Source organism: Methanofollis aquaemaris (genome assembly GCF_017357525.1).
GTDB lineage: Archaea > Halobacteriota > Methanomicrobia > Methanomicrobiales > Methanofollaceae > Methanofollis > Methanofollis aquaemaris.
In genome coordinates, this window is sequence record NZ_CP036172.1 from 620,615 (window position 1) to 642,258 (window position 21,644).

The following is a 21,644-nucleotide window of genomic DNA, read 5'->3' on the forward strand; positions in this document are numbered from 1 at the left end:
TCGATTTTCTGTGGGCGCGGCACGTCTGATCGACGTGCCTTCCCACACGCTCGCACCGGGGGCGCTGCCTACGGACCCCCGGGATTGCGATAGGGGGCGGGAAGGCAGAGGGTGTTCCCGTCCTCTGCCGATTCGTCATACAGGAGCGGGGGTGTGTTCAGCCTCCAATGTTCACTCCTGAAGAGAAATTTTACAAAACTACCGGGTCCGTACACAGCCAGAAAAAAAAGAAATACGGAGATCACTCAGTGGCAGCGTTCTCCGGGTTCGAACGCCAGGAACGCCCCACCAGGGAGAGGACTGCGGGCATCACGATGATCGCACCCAGCAGCGAGAACCCGACCGTGATCACGGTGACGACTCCGAAGTTCTGGATGATATTGAAGGTGGAGAGGATCAGTGCCGAGAAACCGAAGACCGTCGTCATCCCCGAGACCGTGATCGCCGTCCCGATCTGGGAGACGGCCTGCTGGATCGCGTCATAGACCCCGGTCCCCTTCTCGCGCTCTTCGTAGAACCGCTCCATGATCAGGATGGTGTACTCCGACGCCACCCCGATGGTCATCGAGCCCAGGACCGCGGTGAGCGGGGTGTAGTCGATCCCGAGGATGTACATGATCAGCCCGTTCCACCCGACAATCATCATGATCGGGATGAGCGGGGAGGCCGCCTTCCCGATCTTGCGGTATATCAGGAAGAGGAAACCGAGGATGAGCCCGAAACCGAGGAGCGTCATCTGGGTCTTGCCCTTGGCGATATCGTCGATGAGCGCCGTGAAGAGTTCGAGGGTGCCGGTGGGGTCGGCGACGATCCCGGCCGGCGGTTTATCCCAGACGATGTCCTGGCGGACCTTGTTGATGAAACTCTCCGCCTGTTCCATCTCCATGTCGGTCAGGGAGAACTGGATGACCGTCTCCATGTTCCCGCGTAGATACTTCGCCTTCTCAGCCTCCGGGATCCGGTTCAGCACCATGGCGACCTCGGCATCGGTGCCGGGCAGAACGCCTTTGTTGTACTGCTGGATCAGACTGACGATGCTGGTCGCGCCGGTGATCTCGGCATTCTCCTTCACCTCGGATTGCGAGAACCTCTCGATCCATTCCAGACTGTCCAGACTGATGACGTCGTCGCCCCTGATATAGATGGGCAGGGTCTGGGTCGAACCCATCGTGCGCGTGATCTTCTTGAGGTCGACGACCGCGGGCATATCCGAGGGGACGAAGGTCTGCTCGTCGGTGCTGATCTTGATCTCGCCGTCCATCTCGACCCCGACGAATGCGATGAGGCCGAGGATGAGGAGGATGGGGACCGGATTCTTTGCAATCTTCACGGCCAGGTTGCCGAGGAAGGTGTTATACGCATCCATCCTCCCACTCGCGGCGGCTTCGACCTCTTTCTTGGGACGATACTTGATGAGCACCCCGAAGGTCGGGACGATGATGAGAGCCGCAAGATAACACATCACCACCCCGATGACACAGACCAGACCGAAACTCTGCACCATCGGGACCGGAGAGATCCGCATCGCAATAAAACCCATCGAGGTTGCGATCATCGCATACAGGACCGAGGGGCCGGTCTTCGTGATGGTGGTGACCACCGACTCGTCCACCGCGGCCCGCCGCCGCTCCTCCTCAAACCGGGAATGGAACTGGATCGCATAGTCGATCCCGATACCGATGAGCACCGGGAAGGCGCCCATCGTCGCAATGTTGATCTTGATCCCGGTCAGGCCCATCAACCCGAAGGTGAGGATGAGGCCGGTGGCCACGATGAAGACCGGGAGGAAACGGTACCTCACATGGGAGAAGAGAAGGCCGACGGCAAGGATCATCAGGAGCATCGCCGCACCGATGAGGACACCCATCGAAGAACCCATCTCTTCTTTCATCTGCTGGGCAAAGGCGGGGTCGCCGCTGACCGTCACCTCGACACCCGGCGGCGGGTTGGAGATGGCCACCGCCGAGTCGATGGCATTGAGAACATTCTCCCTGACATCGGAGGAGACGCCGGGTTCAAGGGTGATGATCCCGATGGTCATCATGTTGGAGGGGACGTAGCGGTCCATGATCTCCTGGGGCACCCTGGCCCTGGCCTGCTGCACCTCGCCGTCCGAACGGGGCAGGACGCCTCCGTTGACCTGTTTGACCAGGTCGACGATGCTCCGGGTCGAACTGACATAGCGCTCGTCCCCGATGTCCTCCTGGAGGGTGTCCAGGTATTCGAGAACCTGGGGGTTGAGCACGTTGTCGGTCTCGACCAGCAGCATGATGCTGTCTGACTTGAACGAGTCGGCGTACTTGTCGTAGAGCATCCCGCGGGTCGTGGACTTGTCCAGGTAAGTGTCCGACCCGGTCTCCATCGAGATGAGGCTCATCCCGTAGAAGGCGACGAGGAGGAGCATCACGAAGAGGCCGGCGACCGTGGCGGGGTGTTTATTGATGGTTTCTGCGATTGTCTGATACGGGGACTTCACACCTCGACCTCCATATTAACTCACTATGTCTGCTCCGGAGATGCATAAACTATTTGTTGCGATTGAGACAACAAATCTCGCGAAAGGGAAGGTGCCGGATGAACGCGAGAACGTAGGACACGGGGCGGGGGGCCTCCCATTTCAGGATTCAGAGTTCCGTTAAGAGCCCCGTGCTCCTGTCGGCGTGAGATTGAAAAGTCGGCTCTGTAGAATTTTGCATGAGGCGAGAGCACGCCTCAGGCATACGCGATGAACATTTCTCGTCGCTTGATCGTTCTCTTTTCAAGACAGAAGAATCGGTGGGGGTCTTGTTCCATCGCCGCCCCCCCTATCTTCGTCGTGGGGGGGTCCGGGAGGTGCAACCCCCTGGCGCGAGACGGCAGGGAAGACTCTTCAATTGAGGGCGGCACGTTGGATCATCACGCCTTCCCACATCTTCACGCCGGGGGCTCTGCCCCCGGACACCCATGACGAAGATAGGGCGAGGAAGGCGGAGGATAAAATCATTCAAAGGGGGTATTTTTTCTCTACGTATCTCCCTTGAGGGCTACTGAAGAGGGCAAGTCATCATACAAAACCCTCACGGTCGCGAGTTTCGGGATGACTCCGGCGTCAAACCTCTGCCCGGAGCACAATATTTCCATATTCTACAGAGGTTTCACCACTATTAACGATCATACCATCCTTTTCTATGTTGACAGACAGCGGTTCATCGTCATCGCCGGTTTTCCGAACACTCAGGCGGATCGTTCCGCTCACATCCCCTGGATAATATGTCTCATCCTCTCCGAATCCCTCGATAGAGGTGTAATTCCCATCAACGTCATACCGGCCCTTCCATCTCTCTTCTGAGGATACCGATATTTTTACCCCGCTTCTGAAGATGAGATCAGGTTCCAAAACGTATGAAACCGAGACAGAACCGTTCGGTTCGGACGTGCTGTTTACGGCAAGATCCCTGAAATGAGCATCATGGATGCCGATGGTCAGGGAATTATTTGAAGTATCCAGTTTCCGTGCTCCCATCCGCACGGACAGATCACTTGAATTATAGAAATATGTCTGCCACCCGGTCCCGTTCACCGAGCGTGTTCCTTCCTCGGAAGGGATCTCCGCCTCCCATGGCCCCTCATACCACACATTCAAGAGATATTCTTTCGGACCGTCGGTATGAGATTTCAACTCATATCGGCCGGTCGGAATATTGCAGGAGAAAACAACCATCCCATTCGGCACCGAGGTGTTCCCTTCCACAAGCAATTTTTCTCCGCGATAGAGGGAGACCACCATTCTATCCGCAGAACTATCCGTCTTATAGAACGTACATGCAACATCACCGGGATCTGTTCCAAGCGGGACGGTCGCAGGGCCTTCCCCGGAGAGGTAAACGGTTTCGCCATGGTCAGGGACGCAGGACCCGTTCCACGATCCCTCCGTCACGACGTTGATCTCGACAGATTCCGAGAGACACCCGGAGATCAAAAGCACCGATAGAAGGAGCAATGTCAATGATATGACTTTGAATCTCATTGATTTCACATCGGAGACACAACAGATAATCATTTGTATATTTTATTGAATATGACCAGGAGAAATCCCTCAGACCGATCCCAGTACTATCTCTCATTTTTCGGCTCTGTTGAATCTAGACATGAACGTGGGGTTCAAGCATACGGGATGAAAATTTCTCGCCGCTTGATCGCTCTCTTTTCAAGACAGAAGAACTGGTGGAGACCTCACTCCATCGCCGCCCCTGCCTATCTTCGGTTCGTGGGGGGTCCGGGGGGCACCGCCCCCCGGTGCGAGACGGCGGTGAAGGTTCGACGATGGGGGGCGGCCGATCAGATCGACGTGCCTTCCCACACCACCATGCCGGGGGCGCTGCCCCCGGACCCCCCGGGAAGGCGAAATGATGACCGAGAAGGGGGTGGCCAACCCGCGGCACAAACATGTGGGAACGCGGCGGATCAGAAGTGCCGCCCCACCTGAAGGGTTCTCATCTACCGTCTCATAGCAGGTGGAGACTCGAAGACCTTCGGCCTTCTTGAACCCGCTGGCGCTCTCCCCCACGGCGAAGATGGATGGGGGGCAGTGATTGTACAGTGTCCACCCCCGCGGCACTTTCGTGAGGAGAAGGATCAAGGTTGATTCCACAGGTCCGGCATGCGAGTGATGACTCGCCATCAGGACATTTTGGGATATTTTCATTGAGAGGAGTTATGCAGTTGGAACACTCGATCACGGAGGATACCCTCTCTTTCAAAAAACATCACAAAAGGAAGTGCGAGGGGAGCGATTCGAACGCTCGAACTCCTGCGAGATTAGGCCCTGAACCTAACGCCTTTGACCTGGCTCGGCAACCCTCGCGTTATTACCTGTTGTCGCTCCTCGAAAATAAAGATATTGGCCAGAAGGCCTCTCCGACCCGGCACAAGACCCCCAAACACCGGAGAGAGGAGGAGATGATCGAGGCGTGCATGCCGGAGAGCGTCAGACGCGCCCCGGGAGAGAACCGGGCTCCGGGATCTGTCAGATTATGCGCCAATAGCGGGAGCACGCAACGTATCATAAAGATTTCCAGTTAGTATTATAGTGCGAGGGGATGCACCCATATATAATGGATGATTCAAGGTACGAGTCACTGAAGATCGAAAATATCGTTGCATCTGGTGTCATCGCTGATTCCATAGATTTAGGCGACGTTTCTCAGAAGATCCCCAACTGTGAACTGAACACCAAACGATTCCCCGGCGCGGTCTACCGGATCACCAAGCCAAAGATCGCATCCCTGATCTTCTCCTCAGGCAAGGTCGTCCTGACCGGGATCCGGAACAAGCAGGACCTCTACGACGGGCTCAACATCATCGTCTCCTCCCTCAAGGAAGCGGGAGTCGACACCTACGACGAGCCCCAGGTCGGGATCACCAACATCGTCTGTTCGTACGACATCGGCAGGTACATCAACCTCAACAAGGTCGTCATCACCCTCAACCTTGAGAACATCGAGTACGAACCCGAACAGTTCCCGGGGCTTGTCTACCGCATCAAAGACCCCAAGATTGTGGCTCTCCTCTTCTCGTCAGGAAAGATCATCCTCACCGGCGGGAAAAACCTCGAAGACATCAAGCGCGGCCTCGACTTCCTCGAGCAGAAGCTCGAGAGCATTATGTGAAGGCCGGTCACCAGAATCTGCGGGTGAGGACATAGTTCCTCTCCGCCTTCAATATTCCCCGGTAAAAACTCTCTTCGTCCCGTGACTGCGCAAGGATCCGTGCAGCGGTCTCGGGACCGACACCCCGCGCGGCGAGGGCGACGACGGCCGGTTTCCCATAGGAGAGGACGAGGTTTGCGTTCTGCAAAAATCGCTTCTCGGCCGCCCGCTCTTCCGCACTCTTTTTCTTTTTCTTCATGGCGCGGGTCACTTCCTCTTCCCAGGGTTTGAGGGCGGCGACGAGGCGGGCCGAACACTTCGGGCACTGCGGCGTCTCGGCCACCCGCTCGACGCGCGTCCTGCTCGTCCACGCCCTGCAGTGCATGCAGAAGAGGACGACTCCGTCGCCGGCAAGACGGCGCTTGAGCGTCGAGATGACGGCGTGGTCGATGGACGGAGGCGGGATGAGATCGCGCGACGAGGAGAGTCCCTCGGCCCCGATCGCCGACAACCTCCCGATCTCGACGCCGATCTCGCCTGCCTGCACCGCCCTGAAGACCCCGGCGGCCTTCCCGACGTCCATGTACGCCCTGAAGAGTTCGGCATAGGCCTCGTCGGCGACGACCGTGTCGTTGAAGGTCTCCAGCAACCGGTGAAGACTGAACTTCTCGTAATCGGCGTCGGCGTCGATGGCCCCGAACTTCTTGGCCACCTGAACAAGTTTCCACTTGAAGAGCGCCGTGTGCCGCAGGGCGAGGCGGAGGATCCCCTCCACATGCGCCGGGTCGGTGGCAAGGAGGAGGTCGCGGACCTCGGCGGCCCGCACTCCCTTCGGCAACCTGAGCACTGTTCTATATGCCCCGGCCTCGGTCCCGACCGAAGTGCCGGTCCGTGCCGAGATGAGGACCGAGAGCACCCTCGCGATCGCCTCGTTCGCCCGGTGCCCGGCGCAGATGTTGCAGACCACGCCCTCGTCCGAGTCCTCGACGGTGATGAGACGGTCGGTCGGGACCGGCGCCCCGCTTGTGTCCATCCGCACAAACATCTCGCCGGCAAAGGCGATCGCGTCGGCGTCCGGGGTGTAGGCCGCAAGGTCACGCGTCCGCCGCAAGGCCCCCACCTCCTGCGCCACCTCGTACGGCACCGGGATCTGCTCGCCCTCCCATGAAGGAAGTTCGCCCTTCGCCTCCCGCGCCGGTTCGACGGTGAGTTTCCCCTCCTCGAACTCGAGCACCCGCCAGAGTTCGCCCCTCGTGATGAAGACCGCGCCGGTGTGGATGGAACTGACCACAAACGACTCATCCAGTGTCCCGACCGTCCGCCTCGCGACGATGTCGAAGACCGGCACTTTCCGCTCGTCATGGATCATCGAGAGGTTGGAGAAGAGGTACCGGCGGGCGCGGCCGGTGGTGACCACCCGCGTCGCCGGGCCTTCGCCTTCCAATCTGATCAGGCGGTGGTCGACCATCTGCCGGCAGACCCTCTCCAGAAGCGGGCCCGCGTCTTCGAAACATCCCGAGCGTTCGACGACCGCCAGGATCTTTTCCATGGGCACCTCGCCGTACTCCACCGCCATCGCGTCGACGGCATTCGCGAGGACGTCGGCGGCATTGGTGTACGGCTCGACCTCCTCCACCGCGCCGGCCCGCGCCCGGCGGATGAGCACGAGGGATTCCAGGAGATCGTCGAACCCGGTGGCGATGACCGTGCCGCGGGAAACGGCGTGGAGCTGGTGGCCGGCGCGGCCGACCCGCTGGACAAGTCTTGCCACTTCCCTGGGGCTCCCGAACTGGAGCACATGGGCGATGTGCCCGATATCGATCCCGAGTTCCATCGAGGAGGTGCAGATGAGCGCCCGCACCTCTCCGACCCTGAACCGGTCCTCGGCATCGATCCGCACCTCCTTCGAGAGCGAACCATGATGGACCTCGACGTCCCCGCGCTCGTGGAGGGCGTGGCCCAGCGCCTCGGCGGTCACCCTCGTGTTCACAAAGACCAGCGACGAAGACTCGGCCCCGACCATCTCCTCGACGCACTTCGCCTGTTCCTCAAACTCGCCGGCGCAGCACCGCACCCCGAGATCGAGGTGCGCGGCGACCGGCACCTCCACCAGGGTGAAGGGCCGCGCCCCGCAGAGGAAGCGCCCGATCTCGTCAGGGTTCCCGACGGTGGCCGAGAGCCCGATCCGCTGGAACTCGCCGGCGTACTCCTGGAGACGTTCCAGGGCCACGGCGAGCTGGGCACCCCGCTTGTTCCCGGCAAGTTCGTGGACCTCGTCGACGACGACGTGGGTGATCTGTTCGAGATGTTTTCTGAGCCGCTTGCCCATGAAGAGGGCCTGCACCGTCTCCGGCGTGGTGATGAGGAGGTCGGGCGGGTGGAGGGCCTGTTTTCTCCTCTCATTCTGCGGGGTGTCGCCGTGGCGCACCCCGACGGTGAGCCCTAACCGCTCGCACCACCAGGTGAGGCGGCCCAGGATGTCGCGGTTGAGGGCGCGCAAGGGGGTGATGTACAGCGCCCTGAAGCCCGGCCCAGGTGTGGACAAAAGTGTGTTGAAGACCGGGAACATCGCGCTCTCGGTCTTCCCGGTCCCGGTCGGGGCGATGAGCACCAGGTGCTCGCCGGCAAGGAGCGGCGGGATCGCCCCTGCCTGCGCCTCGGAGAGTTCTTCAAATCCCCGCTCCTCGATGAGCGCCCGCACCTCCGGTCGGAGGCGTTCAAGCACGGCGCTGTTCTCTGATCTCCCCGAAAGTTCCGATATATGTCCCGTCACGCAACCATACCTCGGCATGTTCTTCATCGATGCACCGCGCCAGCGGGCCGAGCCCGCTCTCCGGGAGGTCGAGGACGTCCACGCCTCCCGCAAACTCGCAGGACGCCGGGACCGCGAGGAGACGCGTCCCCTCGTACTCGCCGGTGAGCGGGGTGTACAGGTAGGCCGGTTCGGCCCGCAGCGAACACCCCACCTCGTCGCAGAGCGTCACCGCCGGGTGGAGGTGGCCGGCCACCACCAGACCACCGCGGAGGGCGGGCGCCGGGTGGCTGTGGCCGTGGAGATACCCGACCCCGTCGACGACCGTCCCGTCCGCGGGGAGGAGTTCGTCCTCCTCCAGGAACCTGGCGATCCCGCCGTCATGGTTGCCGGGCACGACCCTGAGCGGGGCCAGCGCCCGCACCGCCTCGAAGACTTTCGGGAGTTCGGCGAACTCCTGCCTGCTCGTCAGCGGGACCGAATGTTTCACGTCGCCGAGGAGGAGCACGAGGTCGGGGCTCGTTTCCTCGATGGCGGCGATGAGTCTCGCGGCCCGCGCGCGGCTCCTGCTCTGCACATGCACGCCCGCCCTCGCAAGCCCCGACTCGATCCCGAAATGGAGGTCGGCGACGACGAGCACCCGCCGGCGCCCCTCGACGAGGAGGGCCGGGAGGTCGGGGAGAAAACGCGGCCGCATCAGATCAGCCTGACCTGCCCGGTCGAGGGCATGTAGCACTCGCCCTCCGCCATCAGCGCCTCGATCGCCGCTTCGACGTCGGCCTCCCCGATGCCTCGTTCCACGGCCGCCGCGACCAGGTCGGCCTCCGCGGCACGTCGTCCCGGCGCCTCTTCGAGAAGCGAGATGACGAGGGCGCGGGCGTCGAGGGGCGCTGCCCCGGCTTCGTCACCCTCATGCACTGTTGCAAGAGCGTCCCTGACCATCTGCACAAACTCAGAGAGCGCGTCGGGCGTCAGGTCATAGCGTTCGACCGCAGCGTTCGCATCGGGGTCGTCCCCCTCGCCGCAGAGGACGGCCAGCACCGCCTCGGCCCTGGAGATGGTCAGGTCCGCGGTCCGCAGCACCCAGGTGTCGCGCACCTGGCGAGCGGCCAGCACCACGGTCTCGGGCACCAGACACGGTCCCTCCTCCTCCTGCACCGGCCTCCCGGTCACCGCCACAAAGGCCGGGACGTCCATCGCCTGCAGAGCGGCCGCCGCTTCCGACTCCCGCCACCCCGCAGAGAGGAGGAGCGTCCCGGTCGGGTCGGCCACCCTCGCACAGACCCGCCCCTCCCCGGTCCAGACGGCGGTGAGGGCACCGGCAAAGAAGACCCGCCGCCCGCACGCACCGGTCGGAGAGAGAAAAGTCCCGCCCTCGAAAAACCGCGTCCTCGCGATTTCTCCGGCGAAGAGGCGTACGGCCGGCTCGAGTCCGCCAGTCGGCCTGCTCCGCTCATCCATGGAATAATCGTGTACTCCCTCCGGTAATAAAGATCAGGATGAGAGCATTATTCTTGGGGGGAAGACAATGACTCTGTAATGGAGGGCAACAGCACCATCTGGATCGAGAAGTACCGTCCACACACCCTCGCAGATATGGTGGGCCAGACGGAGATTGTCGAGCGGCTCAAGTCATATGTCCGGAGCGGCGACCTCCCCCACCTGCTCTTCACCGGCACGGCCGGGGTCGGCAAGACCACCGCGGCGGTGGCCCTCGCAAAGGAGTTCTTCGGCGAGACCTGGCAGATGAACTTCCGGGAGTTGAACGCCTCCGACGAACGGGGGATCGACGTCGTGCGCAACCAGATCAAACAGTTTGCCCGGACCTCACCCCTCGGCGGCGCGACCTTCAAGATCCTCTTCCTGGACGAGGCCGACGCCCTCACCAACGACGCTCAGGCGGCGCTGCGGCGGACGATGGAGAACTACGCGATGACCTGCCGGTTCATCCTCTCCTGCAACTATTCCTCCAAGATCATCGACCCCATCCAGAGCAGGTGCGCCATCTACCGGTTCAAACCCCTCGACGAAAGCGCGATCGCCGAGCAGGTGCGGCGGGTTGCGGAGACCGAGGGGATCACGATCTCGGATCCGGCCATCCTCGCGATCGCCGACATCGCCGAGGGCGACATGAGAAAGGCGCTCAACGCCCTCCAGGGCGCGGCGATCCTCTCCAAAGAAATCGACGAGACGATGATCTACGAGACCACCTCCACCGCCCGCCCGGAAGAGATCGCAGAACTCCTCGATTTCTCGATGGCAGGCGACTTTGCAGGGGCACAGGGCGCGCTCAGGTACCTGATGCGCGACCGCGGGATCGCACCCAACGAACTGATCAACCAGTGCTTCAGGACCGTCGTCAGGAGCGAGATCTCGACCGCCCTCAAGGTCGCCTACATCGACCACCTCGGCGAGGCCGACTTCAGGATCTCCGAAGGGGCCGACGCTGAGATCCAGATGGAAGCCCTCATCGCCCTTTTCGTCCTCTCTGCGCAGAAACAGGCGTAGAGAGGCAGACAACCCACTCCCCCACCACAGAGGAGGTACATGGCAGCAAGAGAGAATGCAGACGTGACCGACGTTGTCGCCGACTGGGAGAAGTTCCTCAAGCGACAGTACAACAAGAAAGAGCGGGTCGAACTCGCCAAGGAGTTCCCGCACAAGCGGTCTCTCTACATCGACTACCGGAACCTCGAGGCCTTCGGGCGACGAGGACTGACCCTCGCCGACCAGCTCGTCGAGAAGCCCGAGAAGGTGATGGCCGACGTCAAGGACGCCCTGGTCCGTCTCGGGATCATCACGGAGAAAGACCGCAGACGAGTCCATATCAGGTTCACCAACCTGACCAGGAAGACGAAGATCCGGGACATCAGGTCCAACCAGATCAACACCTTCGTCGCCGTCGAGGGGATCCTCAGGAAGACCACCGAGGTCAGGCCCAGGATCACCGCCGCGGTCTTCAAGTGTCTGGAGTGCGGGACGATCACTCCGCCATATCCGCAGAGTTATGGGAAATACCAGGAACCCTTCCGGGTGTGTGCGCAGTGCCAGAAGAAGACGCCGCTCGAACTCGTCCCCGAACACTCCACCTTCGTCGACGCCCAGAAACTGCGGATCCAGGAGTCGCCCGAAGGACTGCGGGGCGGCGAACAGCCCCAGACCATCGACGTCGACGTCACCGACGACCTCACCGGTTCGTCGGCCCCCGGCGACCGCGTGGTGATCAACGGGATCCTCCGTTCGTTCCAGCGGGTGAACGGCGGGACCAAGTCCACGCTCTTCGACATCTATGTCGAGTGCAACGCCATCGAGGTGGCCGAGAAAGAGTTCGAGGAGGTGAACATCTCCGAGGAGGACGAGGCGGCGATCCAGGAACTCTCCCATGACGAAAAGATCTACTCCAAGATCGCCCGGTCCATCGCCCCGACGATCTACGGCAACACCGATGTGAAGGAGGCGGTGGCCCTCCAACTCTTCGGCGGGATCCCGAAAGAGATGCCCGACGGTTCGCGCCTGAGAGGCGACATCCACATGCTTCTGGTCGGCGATCCGGGTATCGCAAAGTCTCAACTTCTCCGCTATATCGTGCAGCTCTCCCCCCGCGGGATCTATACCTCGGGCAAGTCCTCCACCTCGGCCGGGTTGACCGCGACGGCGGTGAAGGACGAGTTCGGCGACGGGCGCTGGACCCTGGAGGCCGGTGCCCTCGTCCTCGCCGACATGGGTATGGCGGCCGTCGATGAACTGGACAAGATGGACAAAGAGGACCGGAGCGCCCTGCACGAGGCGATGGAACAGCAGACGGTGTCCATCGCCAAGGCAGGGATCACCGCCACGCTGAAGTCGCGCTGCGCCCTCCTCGGTGCGGCCAACCCGAAGATGGGCCGTTTCGACGAGTACGCACCCATCGCCGAGCAGATCAACATGCCTCCGTCCCTCCTCTCGCGTTTCGACCTCATCTTCATCATGACCGACAAACCCGACTCGGCGCGGGACATGGCCATCGCCGAGCACATCCTCAAGTCCCACTCGGTCGGCGAACTGATCGAGAAGAAGAAGCGGATGCCGGTCGAGGGCGTGGACGACGCATACATCGAGCAGCAACTCAAACCGGTCACTCCCGACATCGACCCGCTCCTCTTCAGGAAGTACATCGCGTATGCCAAGCGGACCTGTTTCCCGACGATCGTCCCCGAGGCGCGAGACGCCCTGCGAGACTACTATCTCAAACTCAGGGATCTCGCCGACACCAACAAACCGGTGCCGGTGACGGCGCGACAGCTCGAAGCCCTGGTCCGTCTGGGCGAGGCAAGTGCGCGGATCCGGCTCTCCCAGACGGTCGATCTTGGTGATGCCGAGCGTGTGATCAAGATCGTCGACACCTGCCTGCGGCAGGTGGCCTACGACGCCGAGTCGGGCACCTTTGATATCGACAAGTGGACGACCGGGATCTCGAAGCAGCAGCGCGACATTGTGCGGACCGTGAAGGAAGTGATCAGAGATGTCGGCGGCGAGGACGGGTCGGCGAACCTCGAACAGGTGATCGAGGAGATGCTCAAACAGGGCTTTACGAAGGAGAAGATCGAGGCGGCGGTCAAGATGCTCAGGAACCAGGGCGAGGTGGTCGAGACGCGGCCGGGGATCGTGCGGTTGCTGGAGCGTGACTACTGATGGCCGACGAGATCACCGACGTGGTCGGGGAGTGGGTGGCCTTCCTCTCCAGGTACTGCAAGCGGGAGGTCGCCGAGGTCGAACGGGAGTTCCCGTTCAAGCGCTCGCTGTACATCGACTACCAGACCCTGCAGGCCTCGGGCGCCTCCGGACTGCGTCTGGCCGACGAGGTGATCGAGAAGCCGGGCAAGGCGATCGGGGATATCCGCGACGCCCTGCGCCAGATGACCGTCATCGATGAGGAGAAGATCAGGAAGGTCAACATCCGCTTCCACCACATCGAGCGGGTCACCGGGATCAGGGACATCAGGGCCTATCATATCGCCCGCTTCGTCTCGGTCCAGGGGATCATCAGGAAGACCACCGATGTCCGCCCCAGGATCATCGAGGCCTTCTTCCAGTGTCCGGGGTGCGGGACCGAGACGAGGATACGGCAGGGTCTCGGGCAGTTCGAGGAGCCCGACGAGTGCTCGAACCCCGAGTGCAAACGCAAAAAACTGAAGCTCGTCCCGACGCGGTCGCGTTTCGTCGACTCGCAGAAGGTGCGGGTCCAGGAGTCACCCGAAGGCTTGCGGGGCGGCGAGCGGCCGCAGACCCTCGACGTGGAGGTGGCCGACGATCTCACCGGTTCGGTCGCCCCCGGCGACCGGGTGGTCTTCAACGGGATCCTCCGCTCGAAACAGCGGGTGAACTATGGGACGAAGTCCACGCTCTTCGACCTCTACCTGGAATGTTCCTCAGTGGAGGCGCCTGAGAAGGAGTTCGAGGAGGTGAACATCTCAGAGGAGGACGAGGCTGAGATCAGATCGCTCTCCGAAGACCCAGAATTGTACCGGAAGATCACCGCCTCGATCGCCCCCTCCATCTACGGGAACACCGAGGTGAAGGAGGCGATCGCCCTCCAGCTCTTCGGTGGGGTGGCCAAGGATCTGCCAGACGGTTCGCGCCTGCGCGGCGACATCCACATGCTCCTGGTCGGCGACCCGGGCATCGCCAAGTCCCAGATGCTCAGGTATGTCGTCAAACTCTCGCCGCGGGGGATCTATACCTCGGGCAAGTCCTCCACCTCGGCAGGGCTGACGGCGACCGCGGTGAAGGACGACTTCGGGGACGGCAGTTGGACCCTTGAGGCGGGTGCCCTCGTCCTTGCCGACATGGGCGTCGCAGCCGTCGACGAGATGGACAAGATGGCGAAGGAGGACCGCAGCGCCCTCCACGAGGCGATGGAGCAGCAGACGATCTCGGTGGCCAAGGCCGGGATCACGGCGACGCTCCGCTCGCGCTGCGCCCTCCTCGGCGCGGCCAACCCCAAACTCGGGCGGTTCGATGCCTACGCACCCATCGCCGAACAGATCAATATGCCCCCCTCGCTCCTCTCCAGGTTCGACCTCATCTTCATCCTGACCGACAAACCTGACGAGAAGCGGGACTCGGCGATCGCCAACCACATCGTCTCTGCCCACCGGGTGGGCGAGTTGATCATGCAGCAGCAGACCGGCCCGGTCTCCCCGGACCACGCCGACCTCCTGGCCGCGGAGAGCGTCACCGTCGACCCGCCCATCCCGCCCGAGGTGCTCCGCAAGTATGTCGCCTACTCGAAACGGCATATCACGCCCCTCATCACCGACGAGGCAAAGGAGATCCTCATCGCCTACTATCTCAAACTCCGTCACCTGGCCGACGAGAACAAACCGGTGCCGGTGACGGCGCGACAACTCGAAGCCCTCGTCCGCCTCGGCGAGGCGAGCGCACGCATCCGGCTCTCACGCACCGTCGAGCCCGCGGACGCCGAGCGGGTCGTCAAGATCGTCGACCTCTGTCTCCGGCAGGTCGCCTATGACGCCGAGACCGGCACCCTGGACATCGACAAGTGGGCGAGCGGGATCACCAAGAAGAAACGCGATCTCATCCGCACGATCAAAGACACGATCAAAGAACTCAGCGGCGAGGACGGCACGGCCAGGACCGCCGAGGTGATCGAGGCGCTGGCCAGCGAGGGCTTCGACCGCGAGGAGGTCGAGGAGCAACTGGAGAAGATGTTCCGCTTCGGTCAGGCGATGCAGCCGAGGCGGGGGATTGTACGGTTGATCTGAGGATCAACGGTTTCTCTTTTTTCGGCTCTGTAGAAAACATCCTTTTTCATCACCTCAACCCCCCTTTGAACTGAATCTATCGCCTTCCCTCATGCTTATGCCGAGGGGCTCCGCCCCCGATACCCCCATAATGAAGATTGGGGTGGAGGGTGGAGAAATGACTATGAAAGGGGGTTGCAGTCCACCGCCTATCGCTCACGCGGGGGTTCTCGGGGAGCGGCAAGCCCCTCGTCGAAGAGAAACATCAAGATGTTTTCTACAAAGCCCATTTTTTCCAATATGGGCTCTGTAGAAAACCTCACCTTTTCTTGGTTCGAGTATGATTCAACCGCCTTCCCCCATGCTCACGCCGGGGGCAATGCCCCCGGACCCCCGGGACGAAGATAGGGCCGGGAAGGCATCATCAATGATCATGAAGAGAGGATTGCCGTCCCCCGCCTATCTTCGCGTGGGGGGACCGGGGGGCGGCTAGCCCCCCGCAGAGATAACCACCTAGAGGAATTACCATGAAAATGATCCTGAAAATCGTCTCTCCAGGTTTGCATGATGGATTGAATTCTCCAAACTCCTTCATGTGTGATACGCAGATGACAGAGAGATCTTCTGCCTTCCCGGCCCCATCTTCATCCCGGGGATCCGGGGGCAGCGCCCCCGGCACGAGGGTGCGGGAAGGCACGTCGATCAGATCGGCCGCCCCCATCGCAGACTCTTCACCGCCCTCTCGCGCCGGGGGGTTGCACCCCCCGGACCCCCACGGCGAGGATAGGTGGGGGCGGCGATGGAACAAGATCCCTATCGGTTCTTCAGTCTTGAAAAAGAGAGATCAAGCGATGAGAAATTTTCATCCCGTATGCCTGAGGCGTGCTCTTGCCTCATGCTCGATTCTACAGAGCTCCAATATGTAGAGATTGAGCTCACAAGCCACATATACAAATGGAATTATACTACCTATCGTGGACGCCTGAACAGACGTCCTACAGGGGGTCGGGCATCCTTGATCGGTGTACACGCCCGGCCCCTTGTGACTTCTAGAAGGCCAATCGGGTTGTTGGTTTTCATCAGAGATGGCCGTTGCGATCCTCCGCCTTCCTGGAGAAATAGGGAGGACATCAGATGAACAGAAGGACCAGGATGTGGTCATTCTCCATATTCATGATACTGTTGCTGGTGAGTATGGTGACAGGAGCAAGTGCAGATTCTCTTTCAGAATCTCCAGACGACAAACAGATTTTTGAAGAAAAAGCCCTCAAAGTGGTTTCTGAAAGGGGTGCTATTCCCATAGAACAACTGGAGATCCGTCATTCGACGGTAGCGCAGTCTCCTCTCACCGGTGAAAAAATCTACTCATTTAAGATGAGGGATACGCAGTCCGGGACGTATTATTCAATCAGTCTGGACGAGAATCTGAATGCCGTGGATCTCGATCGGGTTGCAGAAACCGATCATGCAGAGGATCTGGATCGATATGGAAAGTTCTCTCCGGATCTATACAAAAAATTCCTGACAGCAGACCCGGATGAGAATATATCCGTATGGATCTGGATGACCGAACCGGAGAACATGCTTGAGATCGAAAGAGACACGAGCGACGAAAGAGAAAAAGAATTGCGCGCGTCCCGAATTGAAATGTATCTCTCGCATGAAAAGCCGGTGATCGATCGTCTCAGGGCGGAGGGGATCGAGATCACCTACGCCAGCAAACTCTCTCCGTCGATCTTTGCCGACCTGCCTCCTGATATGATACTCGAACTGAGCACAAGACCTGATATCATATCGATCGCCCCCTCGGGATCGGGTGAAGTCGAAAGAGAGGCAGAGGAACCGGCGGTGAATGCACCCGATGTCAGGAGTCGAGGATGGTGCTCCAACACCACATCGAGGTTCGATGTCGACGACCATGCGATATGGCCAGCGGGGTTGCACGCCCTTATCAACCGGATCAGGGCAGTGCAAACGGGATTTTCACCGCCGGAAAACCTCTCCGCAACTCCCCCTCTCCCTCTTGAAACTCCTCCGTCCCCTACTCCCACACTCCACGACGACCGTGGCGTCAGGGTGTTCACCGATCACGAGTCGTACTATATCGGCGGCATCGTGACATTCGGGATCGAGAATAACGGACATAAAAATATCGAGTTCCTGTACGGTGCCCCCGCCGGCGCCCAGATAAAACAGAACGGCACCTGGATCAGTTTCAGGGCATTTGGCGTGAATATGGGGCCGACAGAAAATATCTGGTCTGTTCATCCCGGCGAAACGAAAACGTTCATGTGGGATACCAGTAAAGGCTGCCGGATCGCCGACAAAAAGATGACAACCCCACCCCCTGGTCAGTACAGAATCGTCTTTCACGGGGGTTTTGCATCCGATGAGTTTACCCTCATGGAGAGGCCAGAAGGCGAACCTGAGATGTACAACATATCCACCTTCTCAGACGGTTCCCACCTGGAGATCGTCACCGATGAAACATCGTACTCTGCCGGGGACGTCGTCACGTTCCAGGTCATAAACAATGGTGCTGAAGAAAGTCGTTTTCCTTCAAACACCCCTCTCGAAATCCAGACGAAGAAAAACGGCAACTGGGCCCCTGCCGATATTCTCCCCTGCACAGACTATCATATAATGGCTAAAGGATGGAATCTTCAACCAGGTGAGAAGAAAACGTACTGGTGGGACACAGGCGGCACAAAATGCGAATCCAGGTTAGAGGAGAACATGACCACACCTCCGGGGATATACCGGATTGTCCTCAGGTTCGGTACCTACAAAGGCCCCATCGAGTTCGTATCCGGGGAGTTCACCATTCAAGAGGAGATCCGAACAGGAGATCTATGAGAGGACGGCGAGAAAATACAAAACCTATCACTTCTACTACTATTTCTGATTCTGATCTCAGTCGTAGGGTGCTGTGTCGAGGAGGAGACGGAGACGATCTCTCCTCCTGCAACCACCCCCGAACCGGCATCGACCGCGGAAGAACAGTACGGCATCGATCTCTCCACGATCCCTGTGGACACTCCCGAACTTATCACGACAAACGGATCCTCTATCGCCGGGATCGCGCTTCACGACAAAAGAGCACAGGAACTGATCAGGCGCGGTGGAATTCCGGAAAAAATTGCGGTGATATTTCATTCATGTCCGCGAGATGATCCCTGCTGCGATCGAGATCCGAAACTCTTCATCAGGTACCGGGACATCCTCTTCGCCTTCACCGTCGATGAACAGGCCGGAGAAGTACGAGGCGGAGGTGCGGAGGTACCGAACTCTCCGGATCGGAACAAACCCTACCCGACCTATTGTAAAATCAGGGATAATGCCAACCGTACAGATTCCGTTTATCTGGGCAATGACCTGATGATGAAATATGACGACACGTCATTCCTCTTCTTCAACGAATCGTTTGAGCGGGTACCGTGAACAGAAGAGATACCACGAGAAAAAAAAACTCGTTCGCCATTCTTCTGGTGCTTACCGTCCTGCGGTGAGCATCTCCGCGACGAAGTGCCAAAATGATCGGTTCTCAGGAGCATCGAAGCGATCGGTGAGAAGTTCTCTTCACCCCGGCGCACCGATCCGGGAAGGCACGGGATCAATCCTCACATCTTTTTCCTGGAGAGAAGAACTCATAAGCAAACACTATATTCGATGATCATCATACTGACCTCCATAGACCCCTGAACAACAGTCCCACCGCATGCCGACGAGGAAATGCATCGCCGTCTTGTTTGCACCTGTGCACCGGATTACACCGATTTTGCACTCCGCCAATGCCATCGAATAAGAGATCTTTTGAGCCCTATTCATCCATCAAAGCATATTAACCGGGATTTGATCCTCATGTGCACCCGGATCCCGATCGCACGCACACCCTCACAGAGACCCCGACCGATCGAGCGTGTCGGGTGCTCCCTCAATCCGGTGCAATCTAGTACTATAGGAGAGAGAGATCTCTCTCCTCTCTCTAGAATAGGTACTCTAAGCCCGTTCCTCCGTCCGCTTTCATTGCACTTTTCCGGTGCAACTTCGGTGCAACCAGGGTGCAAACGTGCAACCGCCACCCTAATACCCGGTCGCATAATACCACCCGCCCTCTTCCCTGATATGCACCGGCACATCGAAGAGCCCGCCGATCACCCCGTCGGTCAGCACCTCCTCCTTCGGACCGTCCCCATATACCCGCCCGTCCTTCATCATGACCACCCGTGAGATCTCGGGGATGATGTCGTGGAGATTGTGGGTGACCAGGATCACGCCGGTGCCCGAGCAGGCGATCTTTCGCAGCACCGAGCGGAAAGAATGGAGAGCGTGGAGGTCGAGGCCTGCGGTGGGTTCGTCGAGGATGAGTGCTGTCGGGTCATGGACCAGCGCCCGCCCGATCAGGAAACGCCGCGCCTCGCCGGTGGACATCTCCGTCATGGGACGGTTGCCGAGGTGCTCGACCTCCAGGAACCCGAGGACTTCGTCGGCCCGCTCCTCCATCGCGGCGGTGACCTCGTGATGGTAGAGCCCGACGCTGGCGAAGAACCCGGAGAGGACCACCTCGCGCCCGGTGATCTTCCGGGAAAAAGTGAACTGCAGGTCGGGCGATACGATGCCGAGCATGGAGCGAAGTCCGCTCACGTCCCATACTTCCTGCCCGAGGATTTTGAATCGCCGACCCTCCTGCATCAACGGATAATACTCGCGGGTGATCGTCCTGATCAGCGACGACTTCCCCGCACCGTTCGGCCCGAGGACCGCAAGGTGCTCGCCGGCACCGACCGTGAGGGAGAGGGAGTCGAGGACTTTTTTGTCCCCTCTCATCACGGTGAGGTCGGCAAAGTTCAGCAACGGCGGCGAGTGCGGGGCCTTCATGATACTCTGATCTCAGGTCTGTCCTGATACCCGTTGCGGTGGCGGGTACGCACCCTCACCGCAGGACTCAAGCCTCCTCACATCCTATGATATTATATAACATGTCCCTCTTCTCACGCTCCCCCGACGACCAGGTCTACCAGCCCGCGGAGGACACCTTCCTCCTGCGTGACGCCGCCCTCGACGAAGTGCGGCCCGACGACCGCGTCCTCGAAGTGGGGTGCGGGAGCGGGACGGTGATCGCCGCCCTCAGGGAGCGGGCCGCCGCTGTCGTCGCCACCGACATCAACCCCCATGCGGTCGGGGCCGGGCAGTCCCTCGGCGTCGAGACAGTGCGCACCGACCTCTTCGCGGGTTTGAAGGGGCCCTTCGACCTCGTCCTCTTCAATCCCCCCTACCTCCCGACCCTGCCGGAGGAGCGGATCGACGACTGGCTGGAGTATGCGCTGGACGGCGGCCCGACCGGACGGGTAACCATCGAGCGGTTTGCCGAAGAGGTCGGGCGGGTGCTCGCCCCCTACGGAAGGATCCTCCTCCTCATCTCCTCGCTCACCGGGCCCGACGAGGTGAGGCAACTCTTCGCGGACCTCGGCTACACCGTACTCCTTGTCGCACGCGAGGAGGTCGAGGGGGAAGAACTGCTGGTGCTGCGGATCAGCCGAGACCTCTGCACCTGCCGTGCGTGACCGGGTCAGTGAGAGGCGTCAGGCTGTCCTGGCTGAGTCAGCCCATCCTCAGCACCACTCACATACTCCTCCTCGCTCCCTGGCTGATCGTCGATGCACCGCCCACAGTGCGGGCAGATACGCTTTTTCTCATGCCGGTTTTTGATCTCGTCACCGAAGGCCGAGGCAAGGATCCCGGCCGGGAGCGCGAACATCCCGATCCCCAGGATCGCGATAAAACCGCCGAGGAGTTTGCCGAACGGGGTGATCGGGTAGACGTCCCCATACCCGACGGTGGTGAGCGTCGCCACCGCCCACCACATCGCCATCGGGATGCTGGAGAAGGCCTCGGGCTGGGCATTATGCTCGACACAATACATCACGGTCGAGGTGAGGACAAGGAGGACGACGAGGACAAATCCGACAACGACGAGTGCCTCCTTCTCAGCCTTAACGACCCGCTCAAGCATTTTGAGAGCCTCGGAATACCGATAGAGTTTGAAGAGCCGAAAGACTCTGAGCAGGCGCAGCATCCGCAGTACCCTGAGGTCGAGAGGGATGATCATCGGCAGATAGAAGGGCAGGATGGCGACGAGATCGATGATCGCCATGGGGGACGCGGCAAAACGCACCCGGCCACCCGGACCCACAAACCCGGGGTTGCAGGGCGCCGTCCAGAGGCGGAGGGCGTACTCCGCCGTGAAGATCGCAACCGAGAAGATCTCGAACCAGTCGAAGAAGAACTGATACCTCAGATAGAGGAACGCATCGGTTCCCAGGACGACGGCGGCCACGTTGGCGACGATGAGGGCGACGATAAAAGTGTTGAACACCTTACCCGCCGTACCTCCTTCGTCGGTCCCTTCAAGGATGTTATAAAGTCGGTACCTGGACATATCCTGCAGTACCAGTCCACGTTCATCAAAAAGGGATTTGTGATCTCGATCAGGGAGGGCGACGACCCGGAAGGGAGAAGAAA

At 60.3% G+C, this 21,644-nt stretch carries 14 protein-coding genes and 1 tRNA gene; 7 read left to right on the forward strand and 8 right to left on the reverse strand.

All coding sequences use genetic code 11. The features are described 5' to 3' along the window. Positions 1-241 precede the first annotated feature (241 nt). The 3 genes from RJ40_RS03025 to RJ40_RS03035 all read right to left on the reverse strand — a co-directional run bounded on the left by RJ40_RS03025 (position 242) and on the right by RJ40_RS03035 (position 4,843). Positions 242-2,476, reverse strand: coding sequence for an efflux RND transporter permease subunit (locus RJ40_RS03025; RefSeq protein ID WP_265581880.1), 2,235 nt, complete (start codon positions 2,474-2,476; stop codon positions 242-244). 612 nt (positions 2,477-3,088) lie between these two features. Beyond that, on the reverse strand, positions 3,089-4,006 hold the full coding sequence (locus tag RJ40_RS03030; protein ID WP_265581881.1) for a hypothetical protein: 918 nt from the start codon (positions 4,004-4,006) through the stop codon (positions 3,089-3,091). Between the two features lie 752 nt (positions 4,007-4,758). Next, positions 4,759-4,843 (reverse strand) — tRNA-Leu (locus RJ40_RS03035). A 250-nt stretch (positions 4,844-5,093) separates the two neighbouring features. Between RJ40_RS03035 and RJ40_RS03040 the strand changes: the two genes are divergently transcribed. After that, on the forward strand, positions 5,094-5,648 hold the full coding sequence (locus tag RJ40_RS03040) for a TATA-box-binding protein (protein ID WP_265581882.1): 555 nt from the start codon (positions 5,094-5,096) through the stop codon (positions 5,646-5,648). A 7-nt stretch (positions 5,649-5,655) separates the two neighbouring features. Here RJ40_RS03040 and RJ40_RS03045 read toward each other — a convergent pair whose 3' ends face one another. From RJ40_RS03045 to RJ40_RS03055, 3 genes are read right to left on the reverse strand one after another with little or no spacing between them, the layout of a single operon-like run. After that, positions 5,656-8,418 carry a DEAD/DEAH box helicase gene (locus RJ40_RS03045; RefSeq protein WP_265582598.1) on the reverse strand — a complete coding sequence of 921 codons (2,763 nt, stop codon included), beginning with the start codon at positions 8,416-8,418 and terminating at the stop codon, positions 5,656-5,658. Next, a complete protein-coding gene (locus RJ40_RS03050; RefSeq protein ID WP_265581884.1) occupies positions 8,345-9,076 on the reverse strand; it encodes a metallophosphoesterase in 732 nt (243 codons plus the stop codon). Before RJ40_RS03050 ends, RJ40_RS03045 begins: the two co-directional genes overlap by 74 nt. Continuing rightward, a complete protein-coding gene (locus tag RJ40_RS03055) occupies positions 9,076-9,840 on the reverse strand; it encodes a hypothetical protein (protein WP_265581885.1) in 765 nt (254 codons plus the stop codon). Before RJ40_RS03055 ends, RJ40_RS03050 begins: the two co-directional genes overlap by 1 nt. Positions 9,841-9,918: 78 nt before the next feature. Between RJ40_RS03055 and RJ40_RS03060 the strand changes: the two genes are divergently transcribed. The 5 genes from RJ40_RS03060 (at position 9,919) to RJ40_RS03080 (ending at position 18,563) form a co-directional block, all read left to right on the forward strand. Next, positions 9,919-10,887, forward strand: a complete 969-nt coding sequence (locus RJ40_RS03060; RefSeq protein ID WP_265581886.1) for a replication factor C small subunit — start codon at positions 9,919-9,921, stop codon at positions 10,885-10,887. A 39-nt stretch (positions 10,888-10,926) separates the two neighbouring features. Further along, positions 10,927-13,050, forward strand: a complete 2,124-nt coding sequence (locus RJ40_RS03065; RefSeq protein WP_265581887.1) for a minichromosome maintenance protein MCM — start codon at positions 10,927-10,929, stop codon at positions 13,048-13,050. Continuing rightward, positions 13,050-15,143: a minichromosome maintenance protein MCM gene (locus RJ40_RS03070; RefSeq protein ID WP_265581888.1), complete on the forward strand. Its 2,094-nt coding sequence runs from the start codon at positions 13,050-13,052 to the stop codon at positions 15,141-15,143. The genes RJ40_RS03065 and RJ40_RS03070 overlap by 1 nt, the downstream gene beginning before the upstream one ends. Before the next feature lie 1,113 nt (positions 15,144-16,256). After that, a complete protein-coding gene (locus RJ40_RS03075) occupies positions 16,257-17,978 on the forward strand; it encodes an immunoglobulin-like domain-containing protein (protein WP_265581889.1) in 1,722 nt (573 codons plus the stop codon). Positions 17,979-18,152: 174 nt separating this feature from the next. After that, the gene (locus RJ40_RS03080; RefSeq protein WP_265581890.1) at positions 18,153-18,563 is read left to right on the forward strand and encodes a hypothetical protein; all 411 of its coding nucleotides are present in this window, start codon (positions 18,153-18,155) and stop codon (positions 18,561-18,563) included. Between the two features lie 642 nt (positions 18,564-19,205). Here the strand turns inward: RJ40_RS03080 and RJ40_RS03085 are convergent. After that, positions 19,206-20,000, reverse strand: a complete 795-nt coding sequence (locus tag RJ40_RS03085; RefSeq protein WP_265581891.1) for an ABC transporter ATP-binding protein — start codon at positions 19,998-20,000, stop codon at positions 19,206-19,208. A gap of 101 nt (positions 20,001-20,101) precedes the next feature. Between RJ40_RS03085 and RJ40_RS03090 the strand changes: the two genes are divergently transcribed. Continuing rightward, positions 20,102-20,686, forward strand: a complete 585-nt coding sequence (locus RJ40_RS03090) for a HemK2/MTQ2 family protein methyltransferase (RefSeq protein ID WP_265581892.1) — start codon at positions 20,102-20,104, stop codon at positions 20,684-20,686. 5 nt (positions 20,687-20,691) lie between these two features. Here RJ40_RS03090 and RJ40_RS03095 read toward each other — a convergent pair whose 3' ends face one another. Next, positions 20,692-21,561, reverse strand: a complete 870-nt coding sequence (locus RJ40_RS03095) for an ion transporter (protein WP_265581893.1) — start codon at positions 21,559-21,561, stop codon at positions 20,692-20,694. Positions 21,562-21,644 lie beyond the last annotated feature (83 nt).

What these genes read in the sequence shown, in the direction of transcription:
- RJ40_RS03030 (WP_265581881.1), bottom strand. Translation starts at nt 4,006, where the DNA reads ATGAGATTCAAAGTCATATCATTGACATTGCTCCTTCTATCGGTGCTT.
- RJ40_RS03040 (WP_265581882.1), top strand. Translation starts at nt 5,094, where the DNA reads ATGGATGATTCAAGGTACGAGTCACTGAAGATCGAAAATATCGTTGCA.
- RJ40_RS03045 (WP_265582598.1), bottom strand. Translation starts at nt 8,418, where the DNA reads ATGCCGAGGTATGGTTGCGTGACGGGACATATATCGGAACTTTCGGGG.
- RJ40_RS03050 (WP_265581884.1), bottom strand. Translation starts at nt 9,076, where the DNA reads ATGCGGCCGCGTTTTCTCCCCGACCTCCCGGCCCTCCTCGTCGAGGGG.
- RJ40_RS03055 (WP_265581885.1), bottom strand. Translation starts at nt 9,840, where the DNA reads ATGGATGAGCGGAGCAGGCCGACTGGCGGACTCGAGCCGGCCGTACGC.
- RJ40_RS03060 (WP_265581886.1), top strand. Translation starts at nt 9,919, where the DNA reads ATGGAGGGCAACAGCACCATCTGGATCGAGAAGTACCGTCCACACACC.
- RJ40_RS03065 (WP_265581887.1), top strand. Translation starts at nt 10,927, where the DNA reads ATGGCAGCAAGAGAGAATGCAGACGTGACCGACGTTGTCGCCGACTGG.
- RJ40_RS03070 (WP_265581888.1), top strand. Translation starts at nt 13,050, where the DNA reads ATGGCCGACGAGATCACCGACGTGGTCGGGGAGTGGGTGGCCTTCCTC.
- RJ40_RS03075 (WP_265581889.1), top strand. Translation starts at nt 16,257, where the DNA reads ATGAACAGAAGGACCAGGATGTGGTCATTCTCCATATTCATGATACTG.
- RJ40_RS03085 (WP_265581891.1), bottom strand. Translation starts at nt 20,000, where the DNA reads ATGAAGGCCCCGCACTCGCCGCCGTTGCTGAACTTTGCCGACCTCACC.
- RJ40_RS03090 (WP_265581892.1), top strand. Translation starts at nt 20,102, where the DNA reads ATGTCCCTCTTCTCACGCTCCCCCGACGACCAGGTCTACCAGCCCGCG.
- RJ40_RS03095 (WP_265581893.1), bottom strand. Translation starts at nt 21,561, where the DNA reads ATGTCCAGGTACCGACTTTATAACATCCTTGAAGGGACCGACGAAGGA.